Below are 19,743 nucleotides of genomic sequence, written 5' to 3' on the forward strand. Positions count from 1 at the left end.
CGGCCTCAAGCCACCATCCCAACCGCGCGCATGTAGATGTCGAGCAGTTCTTCCTGCTCGGCGCGGTCGTTGGGTTCCATTTTGCGGAGACGGATGATCTGGCGCATGATCTTGGTGTCGAAGCCGGTGCCCTTGGCCTCGGCATAGACTTCCTTCACATCGTTGGCGATGGCGGCCTTTTCCTCTTCGAGGCGCTCGATGCGCTCGATGAAGGATTTGAGGTGGTCAGCAGCAATGCCACCGGAATCGGCCATGGAAAATCTCCTTGAAGTCGGGCGCCGCGATGCCTGCGCACAGAGGCGAATCGGCCGGACTCTATCCGTGCCACCCCGCCCCCACAAGGCACGGCAGCCTGTGGATAACGGGGATAACGGGGCCATCTTGAAGTCGGAGACGCTTCCGGGCAGAGTGCCGCGCCAGCAGCTGTGGCATTTCTGCCGCGGAAACAGGGATTTCCATGTCGATCCTCCATATCGCGCTCGCCGTGTTCATCCAGCTACTCTGGGGAACAATCTTTGTGCTGGCCAAACCGGTGGTCGGCAGCTGGTTTACGCCAATGCTGCTGGTGACAATCGTCTATCTGGTGGTAGCGCTGCTGCTCACGCCCTTCTATCCGCGCGCCAAGACGCCACGGAAGACACTGTTCCTGCTGGCCTTCTTTGGCGGCACATTGCAGAGCACGGCGGTCTACTATGCGCTCGCCAATCTACCAGCCTCAACGGCGACGATGCTGATGCAGCTCTCCATGCCAATCGCCATTGTCGCCTCCTGGTTCATGGGACGCGACAAGCCCAGCATCAAGAACAGCCTCGGCGCTCTGCTCTGCCTCATCGGTGTCATCGTCGTCGTCGGCAAGCCGGATGCGACGTCGGCCTATTTGGGCATCGGCGCGATGTTGGTCTGCGTCACATCCTGGGCGGTAACGCAGGCGATCATTCCCGTGGTCGCCAAGGATCACGGGACAGGGCTCTATGCCGCGATCGCGCGTTACGCAGCACCGCAGATGGTCGTCGCCTACCTGATCATGGAGGGGCAGAATCTGGGCTCGACGCTCGCAGCCATTCCGCTTGAGGGCTGGCTGGGCGTGATCGGCATCGCCACCTTCGGCTTCGCGCTCCCTTATTCGATCTGGTACTGGCTCCTGATGCGGCACCGCATTGACCAGTTGACGCCGTTCACGTTGCTGATGCCGATCTTCGGCGTGGCCACCGCCGCCTGGCAGCTGAATGAACCACTGTCGGAAGGATTGCTGCTGGGCGGCCTCATCATCCTGGTCGGCCTTGCCGTGGTGGTGTGGCATGGCCCCCGGCGCATTCAGCCGATCCCACCGGCCCAATAATCATACTTATGATGCGGTGCGGCAATTGAACATCTGCAAAAGATGTTAATCTTGTCTTTGTAATCCCTCGCTTAGTCTCCGGGCATCGATCGACCACTTTCCCTTTCGATGGATGCCTGGATGCGGACCGTAACCGGCCAATGGCAGAGCTTTGTGCCAGCTTTTGCCCTGTCTTTGACGGGGCTCGCGGCGCTGGGCGTAGCGCAAATGCTGCCCGTGGCGGAACCGGCGCGACCGGTGACCGTCTTTGCCTGGCACGGCGATGCGCTTGCCGCCGTGATCGACGCCGGCGGGCGCATGCTGAGTCCGGGTGGCCTGCCTGGCTCCATCATCGCCATCGCCGACGATCCCCATTTTGCCGATCATCTCTACGCCCATGGGGCCAGCTTGGTCCTTCGCGCCGACGATAGCATCGGCTGTACCGCTTCAAGGACAAAGTCATGAACACGATCGATGTCTTGCGCACCAAGGTGGCGCGGATCCTGGCCGCCTATATCTGCCTGCATCTGCCGGTGATAGCCCTTCTCGAATGGCTGGTCGGCGGTGGGCTGGGAGCGCTTTCCGTCATCGCCCTGATACTGGCCGTCGCCGTCGCCATCTTTACCGCCATGAGCACGGGCACCAGCCTGCAGCTGTTTCTGTCGGCAGCTCTCATGCTGATGATCGCCCTCATCGTCGCGGCGATGGAGGGCAATCCCTGGCAAATCGACATCCACATGTATTTCTTCGCAGCCCTCGCCATGCTGACGGCGTTCTGCGACTGGCGCGCCATTCTGACCGGCACCATCACGATAGCGCTCCATCATCTGCTGATGAATTTTATCCTGCCGGCAGCGGTATTCCCCGGTGGCGGCGACTTCTACCGTGTCGTCCTCCATGCCGTGATCGTGCTCATTGAGGCCGGGGTGCTGATCTGGGTCTCGCAATATCTGGCACGGGCGCTGGCCAATGGCGCTCTTGCCCTGGGCGAAGCAGAAGCAGCGCGCCAACAGGCGGAGCACGCCGCCGTGCAGGAACGTGAAACCGAAGCCCGCGCGAAGACTGAACAGCGCAGGGTGTTGGCCGGCATCGCCAGCGATTTCGAGCGTGCCGTGCAATCGGTGATCAACGAGGTCACGACGCGCACCGGCCAGGCTGCGAGCCTTGCTGACGGCATGACCCATGTAGCGCGCGACAATGCTGCCAAGGCCGCTCAGGCCGCCGATGCGTCGGGCGCCACCACCGGCGATGCCCAGGCGATCGCCGCGGCCGCCGAAGAGTTGACGGCTTCAGTATCGGAGATCCAGCGCCAGGCGCATCGCTCGAACGAGATTACCCAACGTGCCGTGGAACAGGCCACTGTCACCTCTTCTTCAGTGGCGGAACTTACCACTGCCGCCCAGAAAATCGGCGATATCATCCATCTCATCAACGATATTGCGAGCCAGACTAATCTTCTGGCCCTCAATGCGACCATCGAGGCGGCCCGCGCCGGTGAGGCAGGCAAAGGCTTTGCGGTGGTGGCGGGTGAGGTAAAATCGCTAGCTGGGCAGACCGCCAAGGCGACTGAGGAGATCTCTGCCCAGATTGGTGCCATTCAGACAGCGACCGGCAAATCCGCCGAAGCCATCCGCTCCATAAGCAACATCATCGGCGAGATCAGCGGCATCGCCCAGGAAGTCAGTTCGTCGGTCGAGCAGCAGAATGCCGCGACACGCGAGATCGCCAGTTCGGCACAGAGCGTCTCGCGCCGCACCGGTGAAACCACCGAGATCATCAGCAGCGTTCAGGTGGCGGCAAACGATACCGGCACCACGGCAACCGAGGTCTCGACAGCCGTCYAGAGCCTGGTCACACATTCGGCATATCTGCAGACCGAGGTGCAGAAATTCATTCGATCGCTGCCGACGAATTGAGAACCGACCGCCCCACCGTTATGGCCCGTAAAGGCAGACCATAACGGTGCGGGCAGGTCCTGCTTCAATGTGACGGCTTGTTCTTTTCGAAGGCCGCCTTCTGGTCGCCTGAGGCCGCCGGCTGGTACTTGGTCTTCCATTCGTCATAGGGCATGCCATAGACGATTTCGCGGGCTGCCGGGTCGGTGATGCCGATGCCGCGCTCTTCGGAAGCTTCGCGGTACCAGCGCGATAGGCAATTGCGGCAGAAGCCGGCGAGATTCATGAGGTCGATATTCTGCACATCCGTGCGTTCCTGGAGATGCTGAACGAGACGGCGGAAGGCCGCCGCTTCAAGTTCGGTCTTGGTCCTGTCGTTCATCGCACATAACCCTTCAAAAGGTCGTGGTTTCCTCGATCAGCCGGTCGACCACGCGCTCCAAGGCGGTGCGAGCCGGCAGACCCGCTGCGATCGCCGCATTATAGACTGCCAATTGGCGGTGCGCACTGGTGCCGCGGCGCAGGATTTCGCGCGTATGTGCCAGTTCCGCGGTACAGCCGAAGAAATGGGCATCCTCCTGCAGCAAGTCAATCATCTCGTCGATCAAATCGCGCATCGGCACGATGCGGCCTTTACCGAAATCGACCAGCCCTTCGTCGATGCCATAGCGTTGCGCGCGCCAGCGGTTTTCGTTGACCAGCATGGCCGCATAGCGCCGCCAGCGCTGATTGCCACGGCGCAGACGATAGAGCATGCGCAGGACGCATCGATACATGGCGGCAATGGCCAGCGTGTCTTCCAGCAAGGTGCAGGCATCGGAGATGCGCATTTCCAATGTCGGGAAGCGGGCCGAAGGGCGGAGATCCCACCAGATCTTGCTACCGTCCTCGATGAGGCCGGCGCTGATCAGGACGTCGAGATGCCGCTGATATTCACCGAAGGAATCGAAAATCTCCGGCAGTCCCGTGCGCGGCAGTTCATTGAACACGGCAAGGCGGTATGATTTGAGACCGGTGTCCGCACCCCGCCAGAAGGGCGAAGAGGTTGAAAGTGCGAGGAGATGCGGCAGGAAATAGCTGGCCTGGCTCATCAGGTCGATGCGCAGTTCCGGATCCTCGATGCCGACATGGACATGCATGCCGCAGATGAGCAGGCGCCGCACCGGCCCGCCCATATCGCGGGCCAGCGCGTTATAGCGTTCCTTGTCGGTATGCTTCTGCCCACCCCAATCGGCAAAGGGATGGGTCGATGCGGCAACGATGGCGCAGCCATGCCGCGCCGTGACCTCGGACAGGGTTGTCCGGAAACGGCGCAGCTGGTCGCGCGCCTCGCCCAACGTAGCGCAGATACCCGTGCCGATCTCGATCTGCGAGCGCATGAATTCCGGACTGACATGAACGCCCAACGCCGCCTGCGCTTCTTCGAACAGAGCCAGCGGCGGATCAGCGACGAGGTCACGGCTGGCCCGGTCGACCAGCAGATATTCTTCCTCGATGCCAAGGGTAAAGGCCGGGTCCGTCATGTTGTCTTGCCGGGCGAATAAAACACATTCGGGTCAGCGATGAGCCCCTTGATCGCCCCTTCCAGCTTGGCGGTCCAGCGCGAGACACCGGCGGCGTCGGCAATGAGGTCCTGGCGGATCTCAATGAGGGCATGCGGCAGGCGCTGCTCCTCAGCATGGGCAATGATGGAAAAGCCATGCTCGTCGCGGCCGGAATAGGGTTCATTGTCACCCACGGTAACATGGGGCAATTGTGCCAGGCGCGCCATCAGCGGTATGGGCAGGCGTGGATCGCGGTTCCACAGCACGCCGAAATGCCAGGGGCGTTTGAACCCGTTCATGACCGGCGTAAAACTGTGCAGCGACAGGATCGCCGGCAATTGCCCGCCAGCAATCTTGGCCTTGATCAGCTTGTCGACGGCGATGTGATAGGGACGGAAAATCTCCTCAGCCCGCTGCGCCCGCGCCCTGGCATCGAGTCCGCGATTGCCGGGAACCATGACCCGGTCGGATTCCTGGGCGATCGAGCTTGGATCGTCGAGCCGCCGGTTGCAGTCGATCACCAGGCGCGAATAGCTGGCCAGCGCACACGGCGCATCGAGATTGCGCGACAGGATGGCAGCCACGTTGGCAATGCCGATGTCCCAGGCGATGTGCTGGTCGAGTTCCTGCTGGCTGAGGCCAAGATTGCCGAGCTTCCGGGGAAAAGCGCGGCCGGCATGATCGCAGAACAGGATCAGCGGCGTCCGGCCGGATTCATTGAGGAGCGTGAAGGGCGGTGGATCCCCCGGTCCCAGGAGTTTGTCGTCATAATAGTCGGTAGACATGAATTGCGACTGTGCCTCGTCGAAATGTCCCATCCGTTGACCGGAAGCTGGGGTCAGCATAGAAGAGGCCGCATTATCTGTCATCCGACGCCAGCCGCAAGAATTCAGATTATCCCCATGAAACCAGGCCCTTCCGCGGACCGTTTTGCCCTGCCCATCCTGATTTTGGGGGCGGTCATGATTTCCTTCTCAGGCATCTTCGTCAAACTGTCGGAAGTCGGCCCGACCATGACCGGCTTCTATCGCATGGCGCTCGCGCTGCCGGTTTTTGCGATCTGGGTCATCAGCCATCGTCCACCACGGACATCCACGACCACAGAGCGCCGGCAGGCGTTCAAGATCACCGGCATTGCCGGCATCTCCCTGGCGGCCGATCTCATCGCCTGGCACTGGTGCCTGCAATTTGCCAGTGTCGCGGCAGCGACCTTGATGGGCAATACCGCACCGTTGTGGGTGGCAGCTGCCGGCTTCCTGTTCTTCGGCGAACGCTTCGGCCCGCGGTTCCTTCTTGGCATGGCGGCAGCCTTCGGCGGCGTCTGGTTGCTGCTGGCCGGTGGCGACAAGGGCTTCGACGTGCACAGCAGCCTGGCTTTCGTGCTCGGCATGCTGGGTGCCATCACCTATGCCGGATATTTGCGTGGCGGGAAGGCAGCAAGGAGGCACCTCTCGACCGCCGAAGTGATGTTATGGGGATCACTGGCTGCCACTCTCGTCCTGCTGCCGGTGGGCCTTCTTACCGAGGACAAATTCCTGCCCCAGACCTGGTCCGGCTGGGGTGCTGTCCTGGGGCTGGCACTGGTCAGCCAGACCATTGGCCAGAGCCTCATCAATTGGGCGGTGGCGCATCTGCCGGCCGCCTTCTCGTCGCTGACCCTGCTGATCAATCCGCTGGCCTCGGCGGTGTTTGCCTGGATGTTGCTGGGCGAGGCGCTCACCCCGTGGCAGATCCTGGGCGGGGTCGCGGTGCTGGTGGGGATCTTTGTGGCCAAGCCGAACGGCAAAAACGGTGGAAATGGCGGCGAAACGGACGCCGAAGCGGCACCACGCGCCGCATAGGAGCGCAAACGCGTCGCGGCCCTGCTTGACCCCGGCGCGCCAGCGTTTCTACTGTCACAGGATAAAGATCAGGGGAATTCCGTGAGCGCCACAGAAACCGAGCTTTTGAAGCGGATGTTTGCCGCCGCCATCGCTGCCGTCGACCCGTTGCAGATCCTCAGCGCCCATCTGCCCGCCAAGCCCAAGGGCCGCGTCGTTGTCGTGGGCGCCGGCAAGGCTGCGGCCGCCATGGCCAAAGCGGTCGAGGCGGCATGGGCCGGCAATATCGATGGGCTGGTGGTGACGCGCTATCAGCATGGCCTGCCGTGCCGCTCGATCGAGGTGGTGGAAGCAGCGCACCCGGTTCCCGACGAGCAGGGACAGCAGGCGGCGCGGCGCATTTTGGAAAAAGTCCGTGGCCTCAGCGCCGACGATCTGGTGCTGTGCCTGATTTCGGGTGGCGGATCGGCGTTGCTTGCCATTCCCGGCGATGGCTTGACCCTGGCCGACAAGCAGGCGGTCAACAAGGCGCTGCTGAAATCCGGCGCCAATATCGGCGAGATGAACTGTGTGCGAAAGCATCTCTCGGCCATCAAGGGCGGGCGGCTTGCAGCTGCTGCCTATCCGGCCAAGGTGGTAAGCTTGCTCATCTCCGACGTGCCAGGGGACGATCCTTCCGTGATCGGCTCCGGCCCCACGGTGGCCGACCCCACCACACGGCAGGATGCCATGGCGGTCTTCGCCAAATACGGCATGGCGATGCCACCAGCAGTCAAAGCCTATCTCGAAAATCCGGCCTGCGAGACGCCCAAGCCCGGCGATCCGCGTTTAGCAAATTGCGAAACACGCATGCTGGGAACGCCGCAGCATGCTCTCGATGCAGCTGCGAAGGTGGCCAAGGCAGCCGGCTATACCCCGCTCATTCTCGGCGATCTCGAGGGCGAGGCCCGTGACGTAGCGCTGGTCCATGCCGGCATTGCCCGCCAGATCGCCCACCATGGCCAGCCTGCTCCGGCGCCGGTGGCACTGATTTCCGGCGGCGAAACGACGGTGACCGTGCGCGGCAAGGGCCGCGGCGGGCGCAATGCCGAGTTCCTCCTGGCCCTGGCGGTTGCCCTCAACGGCCAGGCCGGCATTTATGCCGCTGCCGGGGATACCGATGGGATCGACGGGACCGAGGACAATGCCGGCGCCCTTCTGACACCCAATAGTATTGCCCGGGCCGCCGATAAGGGCTTGAGTGCCAAGGCCATGCTGGCCGACAATGACGGTTATGGATTCTTTTCGGCCTTGGGGGACCTCATCGTCACAGGTCCGACACGAACCAATGTCAATGATTTCCGCGTCATCCTGATCAATCGACCATAAGAACTGGGTAAAAAATGAGACGTCAGCGCAAGGCCAAGATCGTTGCGACCCTAGGCCCCTCCTCCACCTCGCGGGCAGAAATCGAGGCCTTGTTCCTGGCCGGGGTGGACGTGTTCCGCCTCAACTTCTCCCATGGCAGCCATGAGGATCACAAGAAGCGCTACGACATCATCCGCGACATCGAGAACAGCACCAAGCGGCCGATCGGCGTGCTGGTCGATTTGCAGGGGCCGAAGCTGCGCGTTGGCCAGTTCAAGAACGGTTCGGTCGTGCTGCAGCCGGGACAGAAGTTCACTTTCGATCTCGATAAGGCCTTGGGCGACGAGCGCCGGGCACCGTTGCCGCATCCGGAGATTCTCTCGGCCTTGAAGCCCGGCGTCACCCTGCTGCTCGACGATGGCAAGCTGCGTATGCGCGTGCTGAAGGCCGCCAAGGACGCCGCCGAATGCGAGGTCGAGATCGGCGGGAAGCTTTCCGATCGCAAGGGTGTCAACGTGCCGGACGTGGTCTTGCCGCTGTCGCCGCTCACCAAGAAGGATCTTGCCGATCTCACTTTCGGTCTCGATATCGGTGCTGACTGGATCGCCCTCTCCTTCGTGCAGCGTCCGGAAGACGTAGCCGAGGCCCGTAAGCTCATTCAGGGCCGTGCCCGCATCATTTCGAAATTGGAAAAGCCTGCCGCCATCGAACGGCTGGAGGAGATCGTCGAGCTCTCTGATGCCGTGATGGTGGCGCGCGGCGATCTTGGCGTCGAGATGCCGGCCGAAGATGTCCCCTCGCTGCAGAAGCGCATCATCGCCGCCTGCCGGCTCGCCGGCAAGCCGGTGGTCGTGGCAACGCAGATGCTGGATTCCATGGTCACCTCGCCGACACCGACCCGCGCCGAGGCGTCCGACGTCGCCACCGCGGTCTATGACGGCGCCGACGCGGTGATGCTGTCGGCCGAAACCGCCAGCGGCCAGTTCCCGCTGGAATCGGTTGCGATGATGAACCGCATCGCCGAACGGGTGGAGCGCGATCCGTTCTACCGCCGCATCCTGGAAGCGCAGCGCCTCGATCACGCCGCCACGGAATCGGATGCTATCAGCCAGGCGGCGGCCCAGGTCGCGCATACGCTCTCGGCCGCGGCCATCTGCACCTACACGACATCAGGCTCGACGGGCCTCCGCATGGCGCGCGAGCGGCCGGAAGTGCCGATCCTGTGCCTCACCTCGAAGCTGCAGACGGCGCGCAACATGGCGCTGGTCTGGGGCACCCATTGCGTGGTGACCGCGGACCTCAAGCGCTTTTCGGAAATGGCGGAGAAAGCTTGCCGCATCGCGCTCCGCGAGGATTTCGCCAAGGCCGGCGAGCGCATCGTGGTGACCGCCGGTGTCCCGCTCGGCACGCCCGGCTCAACCAACATCCTGCGCGTGGCATGGGTCGAGGAGTAAGCGCCTAGCGCCGCGGCAGTAACTGCCCAAGAGCAGGTGGCGCCGCGGCCGGTCGTGCGCGGCGCCAGAACGCCAACCGGCCAAAGAAGGCGGCGATAGCGCGGTGCCTTTCCGCCTGGGCCCGCCGCGCGGCCTCCGCCCGCAGTTGCGCCTGTTGCTGTGGGGTCAGCACAGCATAGTCACGCAGCTGACGCTCGAATTCATCATCACGCATGCCACCCTCCCGTCCTGGCGCCCACTCTGGCGCCTCACACGAAGTTAGGGATGGCCATTGATCAATAAAAATGATTAATTATGATCATAATAATCTTCAGATGAGATTATGGATCTGGCCGATCTGACCATCTTCCGGACCGTGGTTGAAGCTGGCGGCATCACGCGGGCGGCCGAGAAGCTGCACCGGGTGCAATCCAACATCACCACCCGGATCCGCCTGCTCGAGGAGGATCTCGGCACGCAACTGTTCGTCCGGCAGGGCAAGAAGCTGCATGTCTCCCCGGCCGGCAGGATCCTACTCGACTATGCCAATCGCCTGCTGGCGCTGGCGGACGAGACGCGCGGTGCCGTGCAAGACCAGGTACCGCGCGGCCTGTTTCGGCTGGGCGCCATGGAAAGCACCGCGGCGGCGCGGCTGCCTGCACCCCTCAGCCTCTATCACCGTCGCTATCCGGCCGTGTCGCTGGAATTGCAGACCGGCAACACGGAACTGATAACGAGCCTGGTCCTCGCGGGGGTCCTGGACGCTGCCTTGGTGATCGAGCCGACCATAACGGCGCCTTTCGACCTGTTGCCGATCTATGAAGAGGAGCTTGTGATCGCGGCCGCAGCCGGTCACCCGTTGATCCGGGCGCCGGGACCGGATGCGCCGGACACGATTTTGGCCTTCGAATCAGGCTGCGCGCACCGCAAGCGATTGGAGGATTGGTTTACGCGCGCCGGGCATATGCCAACGCGCATCGTCGAGATGTCCTCCTATCACGCGATGCTTGGCTGTATCGCCGCCGGCATGGGCATGGCGCTGTTGCCGCGCGCTGTCCTCGACACATTTCCGGGAAAGGCGCTGGTCAGCATCCACCCGCTGCCTGCAGGCTACGATCGCGCGCGCACGCTCCTGATCTGGCGCAAGGGGTTGCATTCGCCCAAGATCGCCGCGTTGGCGGAGGTCCTCACCGAGACCAAGCCGGCTCCGGCTGCCGGAAAACAGTCCCTCAAATCCCGTGCGCCTTCGCCTTGAACAGGATGCGCTGGTAGAGATAGCCGATGCCGATGAGCGCGATGCCGAGACCAAGGAAGCTTGCGACGCGGTAGAGACCGGTGAGGTCGGACGCGTCGATGAGCCCCACTTTCAGGATCGTCAGCAGCACCACTGCAGCCGAGGCATAGCGCAGCGCCTGGGAGCGCATCTTGATACCCAAGCCCAACAGCGCGACGCCATAGAGCGTCCAGGCCGCGGAATAGCCGTAGAGTTCGGCATCGGTCGTCGCATTGCCGCTGAAGAAGCTGAACTCGATGATGCCGCCATGGACCAACTGGCGCACCCATAGGGAAACACAGACGAAGCCGAGGAAGAGGCCGTAAATGCCCGCCACACGATAGCCGATGCGCGCCTTCTGCCCCAGATCGGTGCGGCGCATCAGGCCGGCAGCGAGCCCCAGCAGCAGCAGGCAAGGCACACCGTAGACCAAGGCGACGCGGTTGAAGAAAGGCGTTTCGCCGACATAGATCCTGTTGAAGATCGGATGTTCCAGGAAGAGCGGGAACAGCAGCAGCCAGAAGGCAGCGATGCTGGCCACGATGAGGGCTGCATCATAGAGCACCGGCGACTTCCGCCGGTCACCGATCAGCAGCAAGAGATGCGCCACGATGAGCCAGGCGATCGCCTGCACGCCGTGGGCCAGGAAGTCCGGATCGGCAACGTCGATATGGGCGTAGAAATGATCGATCTCCAGCCCGAGGAGCGCAAAAGCCAGGCCCGCTGCACAGACCTGCAAGACGCGACGCAGTTTCTGTTCCGGCGTCTCGGCGAGGAGATAGGCGGTCACGATGAAGCTCATGAGCGGAATGCCGAGGCCATAGAGCAGCCAGTTGAAAATCAGCGTATCGCCGGCCGGGAAATCGGAAAACCAGATGCCGCCCAGGATCAAGGCACCGCCCACCCAGATGGCACGGCGCAGCCAGGCAAGATCGAGCCGGTTCGCCACCCAGGCGATGATCGGCAGTTCGAACGACCAGGCCACGGCGATCCAGGCATTTTCCAGCTGCATCGGAATGGCGATGGCAATGAAGCCGGCAACCGCCAGGCAATGGAGGGCGAAGGCACCGACATAATGCGGATCCCGGTGGCGCAGGGCATCGAGGCGCTGCGCCAACCCCATGTGGATCGCAGCCAGGCCCACGGCCAGGATCGGCCAGGAGATCAGGAACTGATGCTCGCGCAACTGCCAATAGGCGCCGCCAAAGACGAAGCCCGACCCCAGCGTCGAGAGCGCTGCCCAGCGCACGGGATGCTTGGCGCCATGGGCGAAGTACCAGCCGCCGAACAGCAGGCCACCACCGAAGACGAAGCCGGTCACGATCATCTCGAGGCTGCGATCGGTGACGGCGGCCGTCGCGTAATCCCAGCTCGTCGCCGGCCACAGCGCATAGACTGCCACCAGGATGGCGGTGCCGGCATAGGCGGGCACGTCCTCGACCACCCAGCGGCGTGCCGCCACCAGGTGGCTCGCCACCAGCAGCAGTGCGAAGAACCAGTTCATCACCGCATGGTCCGTCGCGTCGATGAGGAGCGCCATCAAGGCGAAGCAGGCAATCGAGGTTGCACGCGTGGTCCATAACATCTCGACCGACCGCGCAGCGCCGCCCTTGGCTTCCAGCGCCCAGATCGAGGTCCAGGAGGTCGCGATGAGGAACAAGGGAATGGCGAAGGTGCCGCTCATGTTGTGGTCAACGGCGATGACCGAGGTGACGAAGGCCGCCCAGAGCAAGCCGCCGGCATTGGCGATCGCAGCCTGGTACCACCAGCCGCGCTTCTGCAGGAGCACCAGCGCACCCCCTTGCAGCAGATAGAGGAAGCCGAACAGGATTGGCAAGTTGGGCTCGCCCGAGGAGACGAAGAGCGGTGTCAGGATTCCGCCGGCAAGACCGACCAGCCCGACGAACGGCCCTTCGCGCAAGGCGAGGGCGATGGCAGCGAAAGTCAGCGCGGCCAGCGTCACAAATGCCAGCGCCGTGGGGATGAGGTCATAGAGTGCCGTTGCGGCAAAGAGGCTCGCATAGAGGACGGCCATCGATGCCGCCGTCAGCGACTGACCTAGATTATTCGAACGCGTGCGCATCCACTGCGCGATGCCAAGGAGCACCAAGCCAAAGACGATGCCAAGGCCGACACGCACGGCCGGCGACAGCCAGCCCTGCTCAATCGAATATTTCACCAGGAACACGCCGGCCAAAGCCAAGGCGATGCCACCCAGCCAGCCATAGATGCGGCCGCCGAGACGGCCTTCGAAATCCTTGCTCTCTCCAGCTTGAGCAAGGGTGGCCCGGGCAATAGCGGTCTGCGCGACGGCGGGCGCAGCCTGCTCGACAACGGGCTCCGGCAAGGTTTCCGCGGATGCGCTCTCCATCGCCATTTCCGGCGGCATTTCCAGCGGAATCTCGGCGGGGCTTTCTGCGGGATTTTCCGCGGGAATCTCGGCTGGCGTTTCGGCCGGGATGTCGGGAGTCGTCACATCGGGAGCAACCTCAGGCGTGGGGCCGGCCAGCCCCTGGCGCTTGAGATAAGCGAGTTCCTGGCGCAACGCCGCCATCTCGCGTTCCAGGCGCAGCCCGCGGCGCCAGGAGATAAAGGAGATGAACGGCATCACCAGGACGGCAAAGCCACCCACCGCGACACCGATCAGCGAAAACAGAATTCCCAGTACTTCATCCATGGAAGGCGCGCCATTCGATCAGAGGAGATTACGAGAATAGCATAGGCCAAAGCCGACCCGCGGCCCGGAATGCGAGAGCGATTCACATTCAGCCGACGCCGGACCATAGTGAGAAGCTAATTGCTGGTTGGCTGCCAGGCCTGCAGGAGCATCTGGGCGCGCGCCTGGTCCGCTGGCGTCATCTGCTTGGCCAGCACCTGCGTCATCTCCTGCCCCTCTTGGTCACCCTGGCGGGCACAGAGGGCTGCATAAAGGAAGCTCTGCGCCAGATCCTTCGGGACCCCGAGGCCGTAAAAGAAGCGCTGCGACATGAAGCGCTGCGACTGGCGCACATTCTGGTTGGCAGCTTTGAGCAGCCAATAGGACGCCTTCATCTCGTCCTGTGAAACGCCGGTGCCGGTGGCATAGAGCGCACCGATCTGCGCCTGGGCACGTGCATTGTTCCCACCAGCAGCCTTTTCCAGCCAGATGGCAGCCTGGGCCGGATCCTGCGGCACGCCATGGCCATCCAGATACATCTGGCCGATGGCAGCCTGGGCCGATGGCTGGCCAGCTTCAGCCAATGGCATGAACTCCTTCAAGGCGGTGGCGTAATCGCCGGCTTCGTAAGCCTTGAGACCGGCAACGCCATCGGCAAAGGCCGATGGGGTCGCCAGGGTCATGAGGATGGCGGTGACAAGCGCCGCGCGCACTGCCCGGGTCATTTGCCGCGATTCTCGTTGAACGCCGGATCGACAACTTCCGGTGCCTTCGCGGGCGAGGTCGAGGTCGAGGCCATCAACTGCTGCGTCAGGCCGGCCGGAATATCCGGCAGATCATCGCGGCTGTAGGCGTCCTTGCGGAACTGCATCACACCATCTTCATCGACCCAGGCCGTCATATAGGTGATGTGGACCGGCAGCGGATTCTTCAGCTTGACGAGCGTCGTCTTCGCCGTCTTCAGAACCTCGTCGATGCGGCTCGCCGGCCATTCCGGATCGTCTTTCAGCACGAACTTCGCAAGATCGATCGGCTGCTGGGTGCGCACGCAGCCGGAGCTGAAGAAGCGGTCCTGCTTATCGAACAGCTTCACAGTCGGCGTCCCATGGAGGAATACCGAGAAATCGTTGGGGAAGTCGAACTTCACGGGGCCTAATGCGTTTTCCGGCCCAGCCGCCTGCTTCAGCGTATAGGGGAAATTGCCGGGGCCAACCGAATGCCAATCAATGGCATTCGGGCTCACCACATTGCCGCTGCGATCATAGATGGTGAAGCCCTTGGATTCCAGGAAGCCCGGATTGTTGCGTTCGCGCTTGACCTCGTCGATGGCGGCGATCTTGGCCGGCGCCGTCCAATCCGGATTCAGCTTCACGGTATGGATGACCGAGGACAAGGTCGGCGATTTGCGTTCCAGCTTGCCGAAGATGGCCTTGGTGTAGAAGACCGTCTTGCCGTTCTCGATCACCTTCACTTCCTGCGAGGGGATGTTGGCGATGAGGTGGCGCGCTTCAAATTTCGGCCCTTCCTCGCGCATGCGATCGAGGTTGAGGAGAATCTGCCGAACACGGTTTTCGGCACTGACGTTCATTTCTTCGATCGTCCGGCCACCGATGACGCCGTCGTCATTGAGACCGTGATTGCGCTGGAAGAGTTCGACCGCCGCGACCAGCTTGGGATCATAGAGATCGCCGGTCGCCATGTCGGCCGCTGCCAACTCGCCTGTCACGCTGAGCCTGGTGCGGAGCGCCTGCACGGCCGGATCGCTCTTGCCGGGCTCGAGCTTCTTGACCGTCGGCACTTTCTGCCAACCGCCGCTTTCAAACAACGCCACCTGCTTCGGCAGATAATTCAGCAGCGACCAGAAACGGTAATAGGTCGGCAATTCCTCATTGAGCAGCGCATCGACGCTGTCGGCGTCGGCGACTTTGCCAAGGACCTTGGCGCCATGTTCGTCTTCGTCGCCAAGGAAGGTATTGGCATCGATCGCCGTGCCGACGAAGGCTGCGGCCAGAATGGCTTCGGCGAGCGCCTGATTGTCGGGCGAGGTCGGCACCGGCACGGACGCCACGGCGGCCAGGACCGGCGCCGGCGCATTGAGGCCGGCCGCCGCTGCAAGCGGCAGGCGGTCATGGAAGCGTGCCCCGAGCTCGGAAAGGCCGGTTGGCGTCGTGAAAAGGGCGAGCCCACCATTCTCGGCATAGAAGTTCAGCAGCCCGGTCCAGTCGACGGGCAAGCCATCGAACAGCGGATCCTTGGCAAGTTCGGTAAGTGCCGTATCGAGATTGGGCAACGGTAACGGGGCTGGCGCCGCAATCGTGCCGCCGGGCGTCTTGCTATCGGGCGTGGTCAGCTGGTCGCCGTCCAGCGAGTCACGCTTTTCTGCCCAGGCGGGCTGGCTCAAACCGAGCGAAAGCGTCACGGCCAGCATCCCGGCCGATTTCAATGATGTCATCCAACGCGTCATTTTAGCTTCATCCCACATTACGTCATCTGCGCCTGGAACCGATGGTCCTGCGCTCTGTCGTCCCCCGCTATATATAAGCAGGCATGGGGTGTCACTGCCAGCCCCGCGACCTTGTGATGCGGATCACGCGCAACGGTGGTTTTCTGCCGATTTTCTATCGGCAGGCCGTTCTTTGGCGGCTGTTTTTCCTAGCTGTGGGCCAGGGCCGGCCGGCCGAAGGCCGTGACGGACACCAGCGATTCCATGAAAATCTTGAGGCCGCCCGGCTGCTCGAACACCTTGTCCGCGCGCTCATGGTTGAACTCGATATCTGCCGCCCCGGCCTTCTTGGCCATGGCGCCGGCTTCGGCACCGGCAATTTCCCTGGCATAGGCAGCAGCTTCTTCGAGATCGACGAAATCCTTGAGCCCGCTCGGCAGATGGGCGCGGAAGACACCCTCGGTCGGCTGGGTGATCGTGATTGCCACGCGCTGCATGACGCCGCCAGCCACGGCGCCCACGGCATTCGAGACATCGGCATGGGGCGGAATGATCAGCTCGGTACGCAGGCGGCGCGCAATCTCGCCATAGTAGCTGCCGACCGGGGCGCCGATCGCGACCAACGGGAAATTCAGCTTCAAGGCGACGTCGATGAGGGATGCAGCACCCTGCGCCGGACCGATCGACCGGTCGACCAGATAGCGGCCGAGCGTACCCCAATGATGCGTGTCGATCCCTGCCTGTTCGGCGATGGCGGTTTCCAGAATGACGCGGCCCGATTGCAGCACCACCTGTTCGACGATGGCTTCCGCCAGCACCTTGCCGTTGGCAGGCGGCACCCAGCCGGCGAAGGGCGCGCGGCGCAGGAACAGTTCGGCACCGATCTCAGCCGCTTCCGTGCACCAGCTGGTCTGACGGCCGAGCACATGGGCGGCATCGGATGGCGTCAGGCCACTGATGATCACCAGGCCACGATCGACAAGACGCGCGAGATGCCGGCCGATGGCGGGGCTGAAGATGAGATCGGCCAAGGCCACCGGACCATTTGCCAGCGCTTCCCAGACTTTCATCTGGCCCTCGCTCAGACCCTCGGCGCCGGTATCGAGCGGTCGCTGGCGCAGCGCGAACTGGCCGCGATAAGCCATCATGTCTTCGTTGGCGAGCTGCTGACGCAGGGTGTCGAGCACCTTCGGATAAAGATGCGCGAGCAGGCTCAAGGCCACGACGCGGCGTGGCCCCACCAGGAAGCCGTGATGCTCGTCGATGCGCACTTCGCTGTCACCACCGAGGCCATAGGTATGAACCGCCACGGCTTCGACCATGGTGCGCCAGCCGCCGACCACGGCACCTTCCTTGTTCAGCACTGGCCGGCCATGGCGCAACATGGCGATATCGGTGGTGGTGCCGCCCATATCGGAAACCATCACGGTGTCGGCACCGGAGAGATGCCGCGCGCCAACCAGGCTGGCGGCGGGACCGGACAGGATGGTTTCGACCGGACAGGTCAGTGCCACCTGCTGATCAATGAGCGATCCGTCACCCTTCACCACCATCAGCGGCGCGTTGATGCCCTTTTCGGTGAGCAAGCCGCTCACAGCACGGATCAGCTGCTGCAATTGCGGGATGAGGCGAGCATTGAGGGCCACGGTCAGCGCCCGGCGAGGTGCGTCGAGCTTCGAGGTCAACTCGTGGCCGCAACTGACCGGCTTGTCGGTCAAGTCGCGGATCATCTGGCGGACCGCGATTTCATGGGCTGGATTGCGCACCGAGAAATAGCCGGAGACCGCAAAGGCCGCGACCTTGGGCGCGTGTGTCAGGATTGCCTCGCGCACGGTCTCGATGTCGAGTGGCGCCTGCTCGTCGCCCGTGGGTTTGTGACCGCCGATTACAAAAACCACCGGGTCCGATCCCAGAGCCTGCTTGAGGCCGGCACGTTCCAGCGCCTTCACATCATAGCCCAGCAGGATGAGGCAGATCGGCGCCCCATGTCCTTCGACGATGGCGTTGGTGGCCAAGGTCGTCGACATTGACACAAGTGCGATGTCCACCGGTTTCACACCGGCAGGCAAGCGCGGCAGGACAGCCTCGATCGCACCCTTGAGGCCGATCGCCAGATCATGCTTGGTGGTTAGGGATTTGGCCGTGGCCAATACACCGGCGGCAGAGCCGGCCATGGCCTGATCGAACAACACGGCATCGGTATAGGTGCCACCGGTATCCAGGCCGAGCAGAATGGGCACGATTGATCCTCTGTAAATCTGGCATATATCTGAGCTGAGAGGTCGGATATGGCGTCATCCGACGCGCGCGGTCAAGTCGCCGGGCGGCGAAAATTGGCCGATTTCACCCCAAATCATGGCTTCGCCAGCGCCCGCGTCTCTTGCCCCCTGGCATGTGTTCCCTATGATGCGGATGCGGCAGACATGTGAAATGCATAGAATGCTGTGCATAGGTTGTGTCAGGTGATTCGGGCGGGGGGACGAGCCGGCCGAAATCCGCCAAGCCGTGCGAGATATGGGGAAAACGATATGCATGTGGATCGACCGCGAGGCGGCGCCAGGATTGCGTCCAGGAAGCTGGCGCACCGGCGTGGCCTCGGACTATGGCGTGCCTTCGGACTCCGGGCCTTCGTCCTGGCTGCGGCGCTCATCTCGGGTGGCCTGTTCTCAGGTGGCCTGTCAAGCGGACCGGCGCGTGCCGATGCGACCAGCGACGGTCTGCCGCCAGGCGACATCGTCACCTACGACCAAGTCCTCGCCGATCCGGACAATATCGAGCTCAGCTATCGCTATGCCATCAGCCAGATCCGTAAATCGGATCTGCTGGGTGCATCGGCAACACTCGATCGGTTGATCCTGCTGGCGCCGCAGGGGCCCAATATCCGCGCGCTGCGGGCGATCGTGCTCTACCGGCTCGACAATCTTCGTGAAGCGCAGAAGGAATTTGCCGATCTGCTGACGCTTGAGCTCGATCCGGAACTACGCAGCAATATCGAACGCTACGCTGGCGAATTGAATCGCCGCGACCAGCAGACCCGCATGAATTTGCTGACCAGCATCGGCTATCAATATGACACCAACCGTTCCGGTGCGCCAAATTCCGGCCAGGTCCGCACCTTTCTCGGCACCTTCGATCTGCAGAACGGTCGCAAGGAGGATGACCACAGCCTGACCGGCCTTATTCGTTTCGGTATCGAGCATGACCTTGAGGGCCAGGACCGCAACACGCTGTTTGCCTCGGTCAGCGCCTACGGCGCCGATCAATTCAAGCTGGACAATTACGACACGGTCGACCTCAGCGTCCAGGCCGGTGGACGGTTTGAATTCGGCGCTGTCTTTCTCACGCCAACGCTCAATTATGACCATCTGTTCCTGGGCGGCGACAGCTATCTCGATAATTACGGCGGCAGCCTGCGCGCCGACATGCGCATCAGCGATCCGGTCAATCTGTGGCTGCGCGGTGATCTGGCGCGGATCGATTACTACAACACGACACTTTATCCGACCGGCGATCTGCAATCCGGCGGTGACGTCGGCATCACGGCTGGTGCCGATTTCTACATCGGTACCAATCAGCGCCTGACCATCAGCGCCACGCATCACGGGTTCAATTCCGATCAAGCCTGGGAAACCTATGTCGGTGAGCGGCTGAACATCAACCATACGTGGCTCATCGGCGGCGGTGCGTTCCTGCTCACGGACCTGTTCGGCGAATATGCCAACTACGACGAAGCCGACCCGATCACCGGCGAGACGGATCGCGACGACTGGATCTACCGCGCCCGCGTGACCCTGGGCGTGCCGGTGCAGACCCTGGTCGGCGCCGAGGAATGGCCGGCAGCCCTCGATGGCCTCACCGTCTCGGTCTATGGGGAGTATTACCGCGCTGATTCCAACATCACCAACTACGAATATGACAATGCCCGGGGCGGCCTCACCATCAGCAAACGCTGGGAGTTTTGAGGATGAGCGTTCCGGCTTGCATCCATGCCACGGTTGGGGCCATGCTCAATGA

17 protein-coding genes are annotated in these 19,743 nt (G+C 62.7%); 8 read left to right on the forward strand and 9 right to left on the reverse strand.

Translation table 11 applies throughout. The features are described 5' to 3' along the window. Window positions 1-5: 5 nt before the first annotated feature. On the reverse strand, window positions 6-254 hold the full coding sequence (locus AC1DWZ_RS15575) for a DUF2312 domain-containing protein (RefSeq protein ID WP_477169837.1): 249 nt from the start codon (window positions 252-254) through the stop codon (window positions 6-8). Between the two features lie 203 nt (window positions 255-457). Here AC1DWZ_RS15575 and AC1DWZ_RS15580 point away from each other — a divergent pair, with 203 nt between their 5' ends. The 3 genes from AC1DWZ_RS15580 (at window position 458) to AC1DWZ_RS15590 (ending at window position 3,234) form a co-directional block, all read left to right on the forward strand. After that, on the forward strand, window positions 458-1,339 hold the full coding sequence (locus AC1DWZ_RS15580; protein ID WP_477169838.1) for a DMT family transporter: 882 nt from the start codon (window positions 458-460) through the stop codon (window positions 1,337-1,339). A gap of 120 nt (window positions 1,340-1,459) precedes the next feature. Continuing rightward, window positions 1,460-1,783: a hypothetical protein gene (locus tag AC1DWZ_RS15585; RefSeq protein ID WP_477169839.1), complete on the forward strand. Its 324-nt coding sequence runs from the start codon at window positions 1,460-1,462 to the stop codon at window positions 1,781-1,783. Then, a complete protein-coding gene (locus tag AC1DWZ_RS15590) occupies window positions 1,780-3,234 on the forward strand; it encodes a methyl-accepting chemotaxis protein (protein ID WP_477169840.1) in 1,455 nt (484 codons plus the stop codon). The genes AC1DWZ_RS15585 and AC1DWZ_RS15590 overlap by 4 nt, the downstream gene beginning before the upstream one ends. Before the next feature lie 64 nt (window positions 3,235-3,298). Here the strand turns inward: AC1DWZ_RS15590 and AC1DWZ_RS15595 are convergent, their stop codons facing one another. Genes AC1DWZ_RS15595 through AC1DWZ_RS15605 form a run of 3 tightly spaced genes read right to left on the reverse strand, consistent with a single transcriptional unit; the run spans window position 3,299 to window position 5,542 of the window. Next, on the reverse strand, window positions 3,299-3,595 hold the full coding sequence (locus AC1DWZ_RS15595) for a DUF1244 domain-containing protein (RefSeq protein WP_477169841.1): 297 nt from the start codon (window positions 3,593-3,595) through the stop codon (window positions 3,299-3,301). Window positions 3,596-3,608: 13 nt separating this feature from the next. Further along, a complete protein-coding gene (locus AC1DWZ_RS15600) occupies window positions 3,609-4,736 on the reverse strand; it encodes a carboxylate-amine ligase (RefSeq protein ID WP_477169842.1) in 1,128 nt (375 codons plus the stop codon). Continuing rightward, entirely contained in the window at window positions 4,733-5,542 is an 810-nt protein-coding gene (locus tag AC1DWZ_RS15605) for an N-formylglutamate amidohydrolase (protein ID WP_477169843.1), read from the reverse strand. Before AC1DWZ_RS15605 ends, AC1DWZ_RS15600 begins: the two co-directional genes overlap by 4 nt. Before the next feature lie 117 nt (window positions 5,543-5,659). Between AC1DWZ_RS15605 and AC1DWZ_RS15610 the strand changes: the two genes are divergently transcribed. The 3 genes from AC1DWZ_RS15610 (at window position 5,660) to pyk (ending at window position 9,378) form a co-directional block, all read left to right on the forward strand. Continuing rightward, window positions 5,660-6,598 (forward strand): DMT family transporter, encoded by a 939-nt coding sequence (locus AC1DWZ_RS15610; RefSeq protein ID WP_477169844.1) that lies wholly within the window; start codon window positions 5,660-5,662, stop codon window positions 6,596-6,598. Window positions 6,599-6,712: 114 nt separating this feature from the next. Continuing rightward, window positions 6,713-7,945: a glycerate kinase type-2 family protein gene (locus AC1DWZ_RS15615; RefSeq protein WP_477170079.1), complete on the forward strand. Its 1,233-nt coding sequence runs from the start codon at window positions 6,713-6,715 to the stop codon at window positions 7,943-7,945. 14 nt (window positions 7,946-7,959) lie between these two features. After that, complete coding sequence (pyk, locus tag AC1DWZ_RS15620; protein WP_477169845.1) at window positions 7,960-9,378, forward strand: pyruvate kinase; 1,419 nt, start codon at window positions 7,960-7,962, stop codon at window positions 9,376-9,378. Window positions 9,379-9,382: 4 nt separating this feature from the next. On the opposite strand, the gene AC1DWZ_RS15625 is transcribed toward pyk, so the two are convergent. Continuing rightward, complete coding sequence (locus tag AC1DWZ_RS15625; RefSeq protein WP_477169846.1) at window positions 9,383-9,592, reverse strand: hypothetical protein; 210 nt, start codon at window positions 9,590-9,592, stop codon at window positions 9,383-9,385. A 108-nt stretch (window positions 9,593-9,700) separates the two neighbouring features. On the opposite strand from AC1DWZ_RS15625, the gene AC1DWZ_RS15630 reads away from it, so the two are divergent. Next, on the forward strand, window positions 9,701-10,612 hold the full coding sequence (locus AC1DWZ_RS15630; RefSeq protein WP_477169847.1) for a LysR substrate-binding domain-containing protein: 912 nt from the start codon (window positions 9,701-9,703) through the stop codon (window positions 10,610-10,612). Here AC1DWZ_RS15630 and AC1DWZ_RS15635 read toward each other — a convergent pair. The 4 genes from AC1DWZ_RS15635 to AC1DWZ_RS15650 all read right to left on the reverse strand — a co-directional run bounded on the left by AC1DWZ_RS15635 (window position 10,587) and on the right by AC1DWZ_RS15650 (window position 17,969). After that, a complete protein-coding gene (locus tag AC1DWZ_RS15635; protein WP_477169848.1) occupies window positions 10,587-13,307 on the reverse strand; it encodes a DUF2339 domain-containing protein in 2,721 nt (906 codons plus the stop codon). The genes AC1DWZ_RS15630 and AC1DWZ_RS15635 overlap by 26 nt on opposite strands. A gap of 116 nt (window positions 13,308-13,423) precedes the next feature. Continuing rightward, complete coding sequence (locus tag AC1DWZ_RS15640) at window positions 13,424-14,011, reverse strand: tetratricopeptide repeat protein (protein ID WP_477169849.1); 588 nt, start codon at window positions 14,009-14,011, stop codon at window positions 13,424-13,426. Then, the gene (locus tag AC1DWZ_RS15645) at window positions 14,008-15,750 is read right to left on the reverse strand and encodes a L,D-transpeptidase family protein (protein ID WP_477169850.1); all 1,743 of its coding nucleotides are present in this window, start codon (window positions 15,748-15,750) and stop codon (window positions 14,008-14,010) included. The genes AC1DWZ_RS15640 and AC1DWZ_RS15645 overlap by 4 nt, the downstream gene beginning before the upstream one ends. Before the next feature lie 188 nt (window positions 15,751-15,938). Further along, the gene (locus tag AC1DWZ_RS15650) at window positions 15,939-17,969 is read right to left on the reverse strand and encodes a hydantoinase/oxoprolinase N-terminal domain-containing protein (protein ID WP_477169851.1); all 2,031 of its coding nucleotides are present in this window, start codon (window positions 17,967-17,969) and stop codon (window positions 15,939-15,941) included. A gap of 294 nt (window positions 17,970-18,263) precedes the next feature. Between AC1DWZ_RS15650 and AC1DWZ_RS15655 the strand changes: the two genes are divergently transcribed. Then, window positions 18,264-19,691 carry a tetratricopeptide repeat protein gene (locus tag AC1DWZ_RS15655; protein WP_477169852.1) on the forward strand — a complete coding sequence of 476 codons (1,428 nt, stop codon included), beginning with the start codon at window positions 18,264-18,266 and terminating at the stop codon, window positions 19,689-19,691. The last annotated feature ends 52 nt before the right edge of the window (window positions 19,692-19,743 follow it).

Source organism: Dongia sp. P2_B8 (assembly GCF_056404715.1).

Bases quoted from the DNA above. Each gene is read 5' to 3' on its own strand.
- AC1DWZ_RS15605 (WP_477169843.1), bottom strand. From the start codon at position 5,542: ATGTCTACCGACTATTATGACGACAAACTCCTGGGACCGGGGGATCCA.
- AC1DWZ_RS15630 (WP_477169847.1), top strand. From the start codon at position 9,701: ATGGATCTGGCCGATCTGACCATCTTCCGGACCGTGGTTGAAGCTGGC.
- AC1DWZ_RS15575 (WP_477169837.1), bottom strand. From the start codon at position 254: ATGGCCGATTCCGGTGGCATTGCTGCTGACCACCTCAAATCCTTCATC.
- AC1DWZ_RS15645 (WP_477169850.1), bottom strand. From the start codon at position 15,750: ATGACGCGTTGGATGACATCATTGAAATCGGCCGGGATGCTGGCCGTG.
- AC1DWZ_RS15585 (WP_477169839.1), top strand. From the start codon at position 1,460: ATGCGGACCGTAACCGGCCAATGGCAGAGCTTTGTGCCAGCTTTTGCC.
- AC1DWZ_RS15580 (WP_477169838.1), top strand. From the start codon at position 458: ATGTCGATCCTCCATATCGCGCTCGCCGTGTTCATCCAGCTACTCTGG.
- AC1DWZ_RS15600 (WP_477169842.1), bottom strand. From the start codon at position 4,736: ATGACGGACCCGGCCTTTACCCTTGGCATCGAGGAAGAATATCTGCTG.
- pyk (WP_477169845.1), top strand. From the start codon at position 7,960: ATGAGACGTCAGCGCAAGGCCAAGATCGTTGCGACCCTAGGCCCCTCC.
- AC1DWZ_RS15635 (WP_477169848.1), bottom strand. From the start codon at position 13,307: ATGGATGAAGTACTGGGAATTCTGTTTTCGCTGATCGGTGTCGCGGTG.
- AC1DWZ_RS15640 (WP_477169849.1), bottom strand. From the start codon at position 14,011: ATGACCCGGGCAGTGCGCGCGGCGCTTGTCACCGCCATCCTCATGACC.
- AC1DWZ_RS15615 (WP_477170079.1), top strand. From the start codon at position 6,713: ATGTTTGCCGCCGCCATCGCTGCCGTCGACCCGTTGCAGATCCTCAGC.
- AC1DWZ_RS15595 (WP_477169841.1), bottom strand. From the start codon at position 3,595: ATGAACGACAGGACCAAGACCGAACTTGAAGCGGCGGCCTTCCGCCGT.
- AC1DWZ_RS15625 (WP_477169846.1), bottom strand. From the start codon at position 9,592: ATGCGTGATGATGAATTCGAGCGTCAGCTGCGTGACTATGCTGTGCTG.
- AC1DWZ_RS15610 (WP_477169844.1), top strand. From the start codon at position 5,660: ATGAAACCAGGCCCTTCCGCGGACCGTTTTGCCCTGCCCATCCTGATT.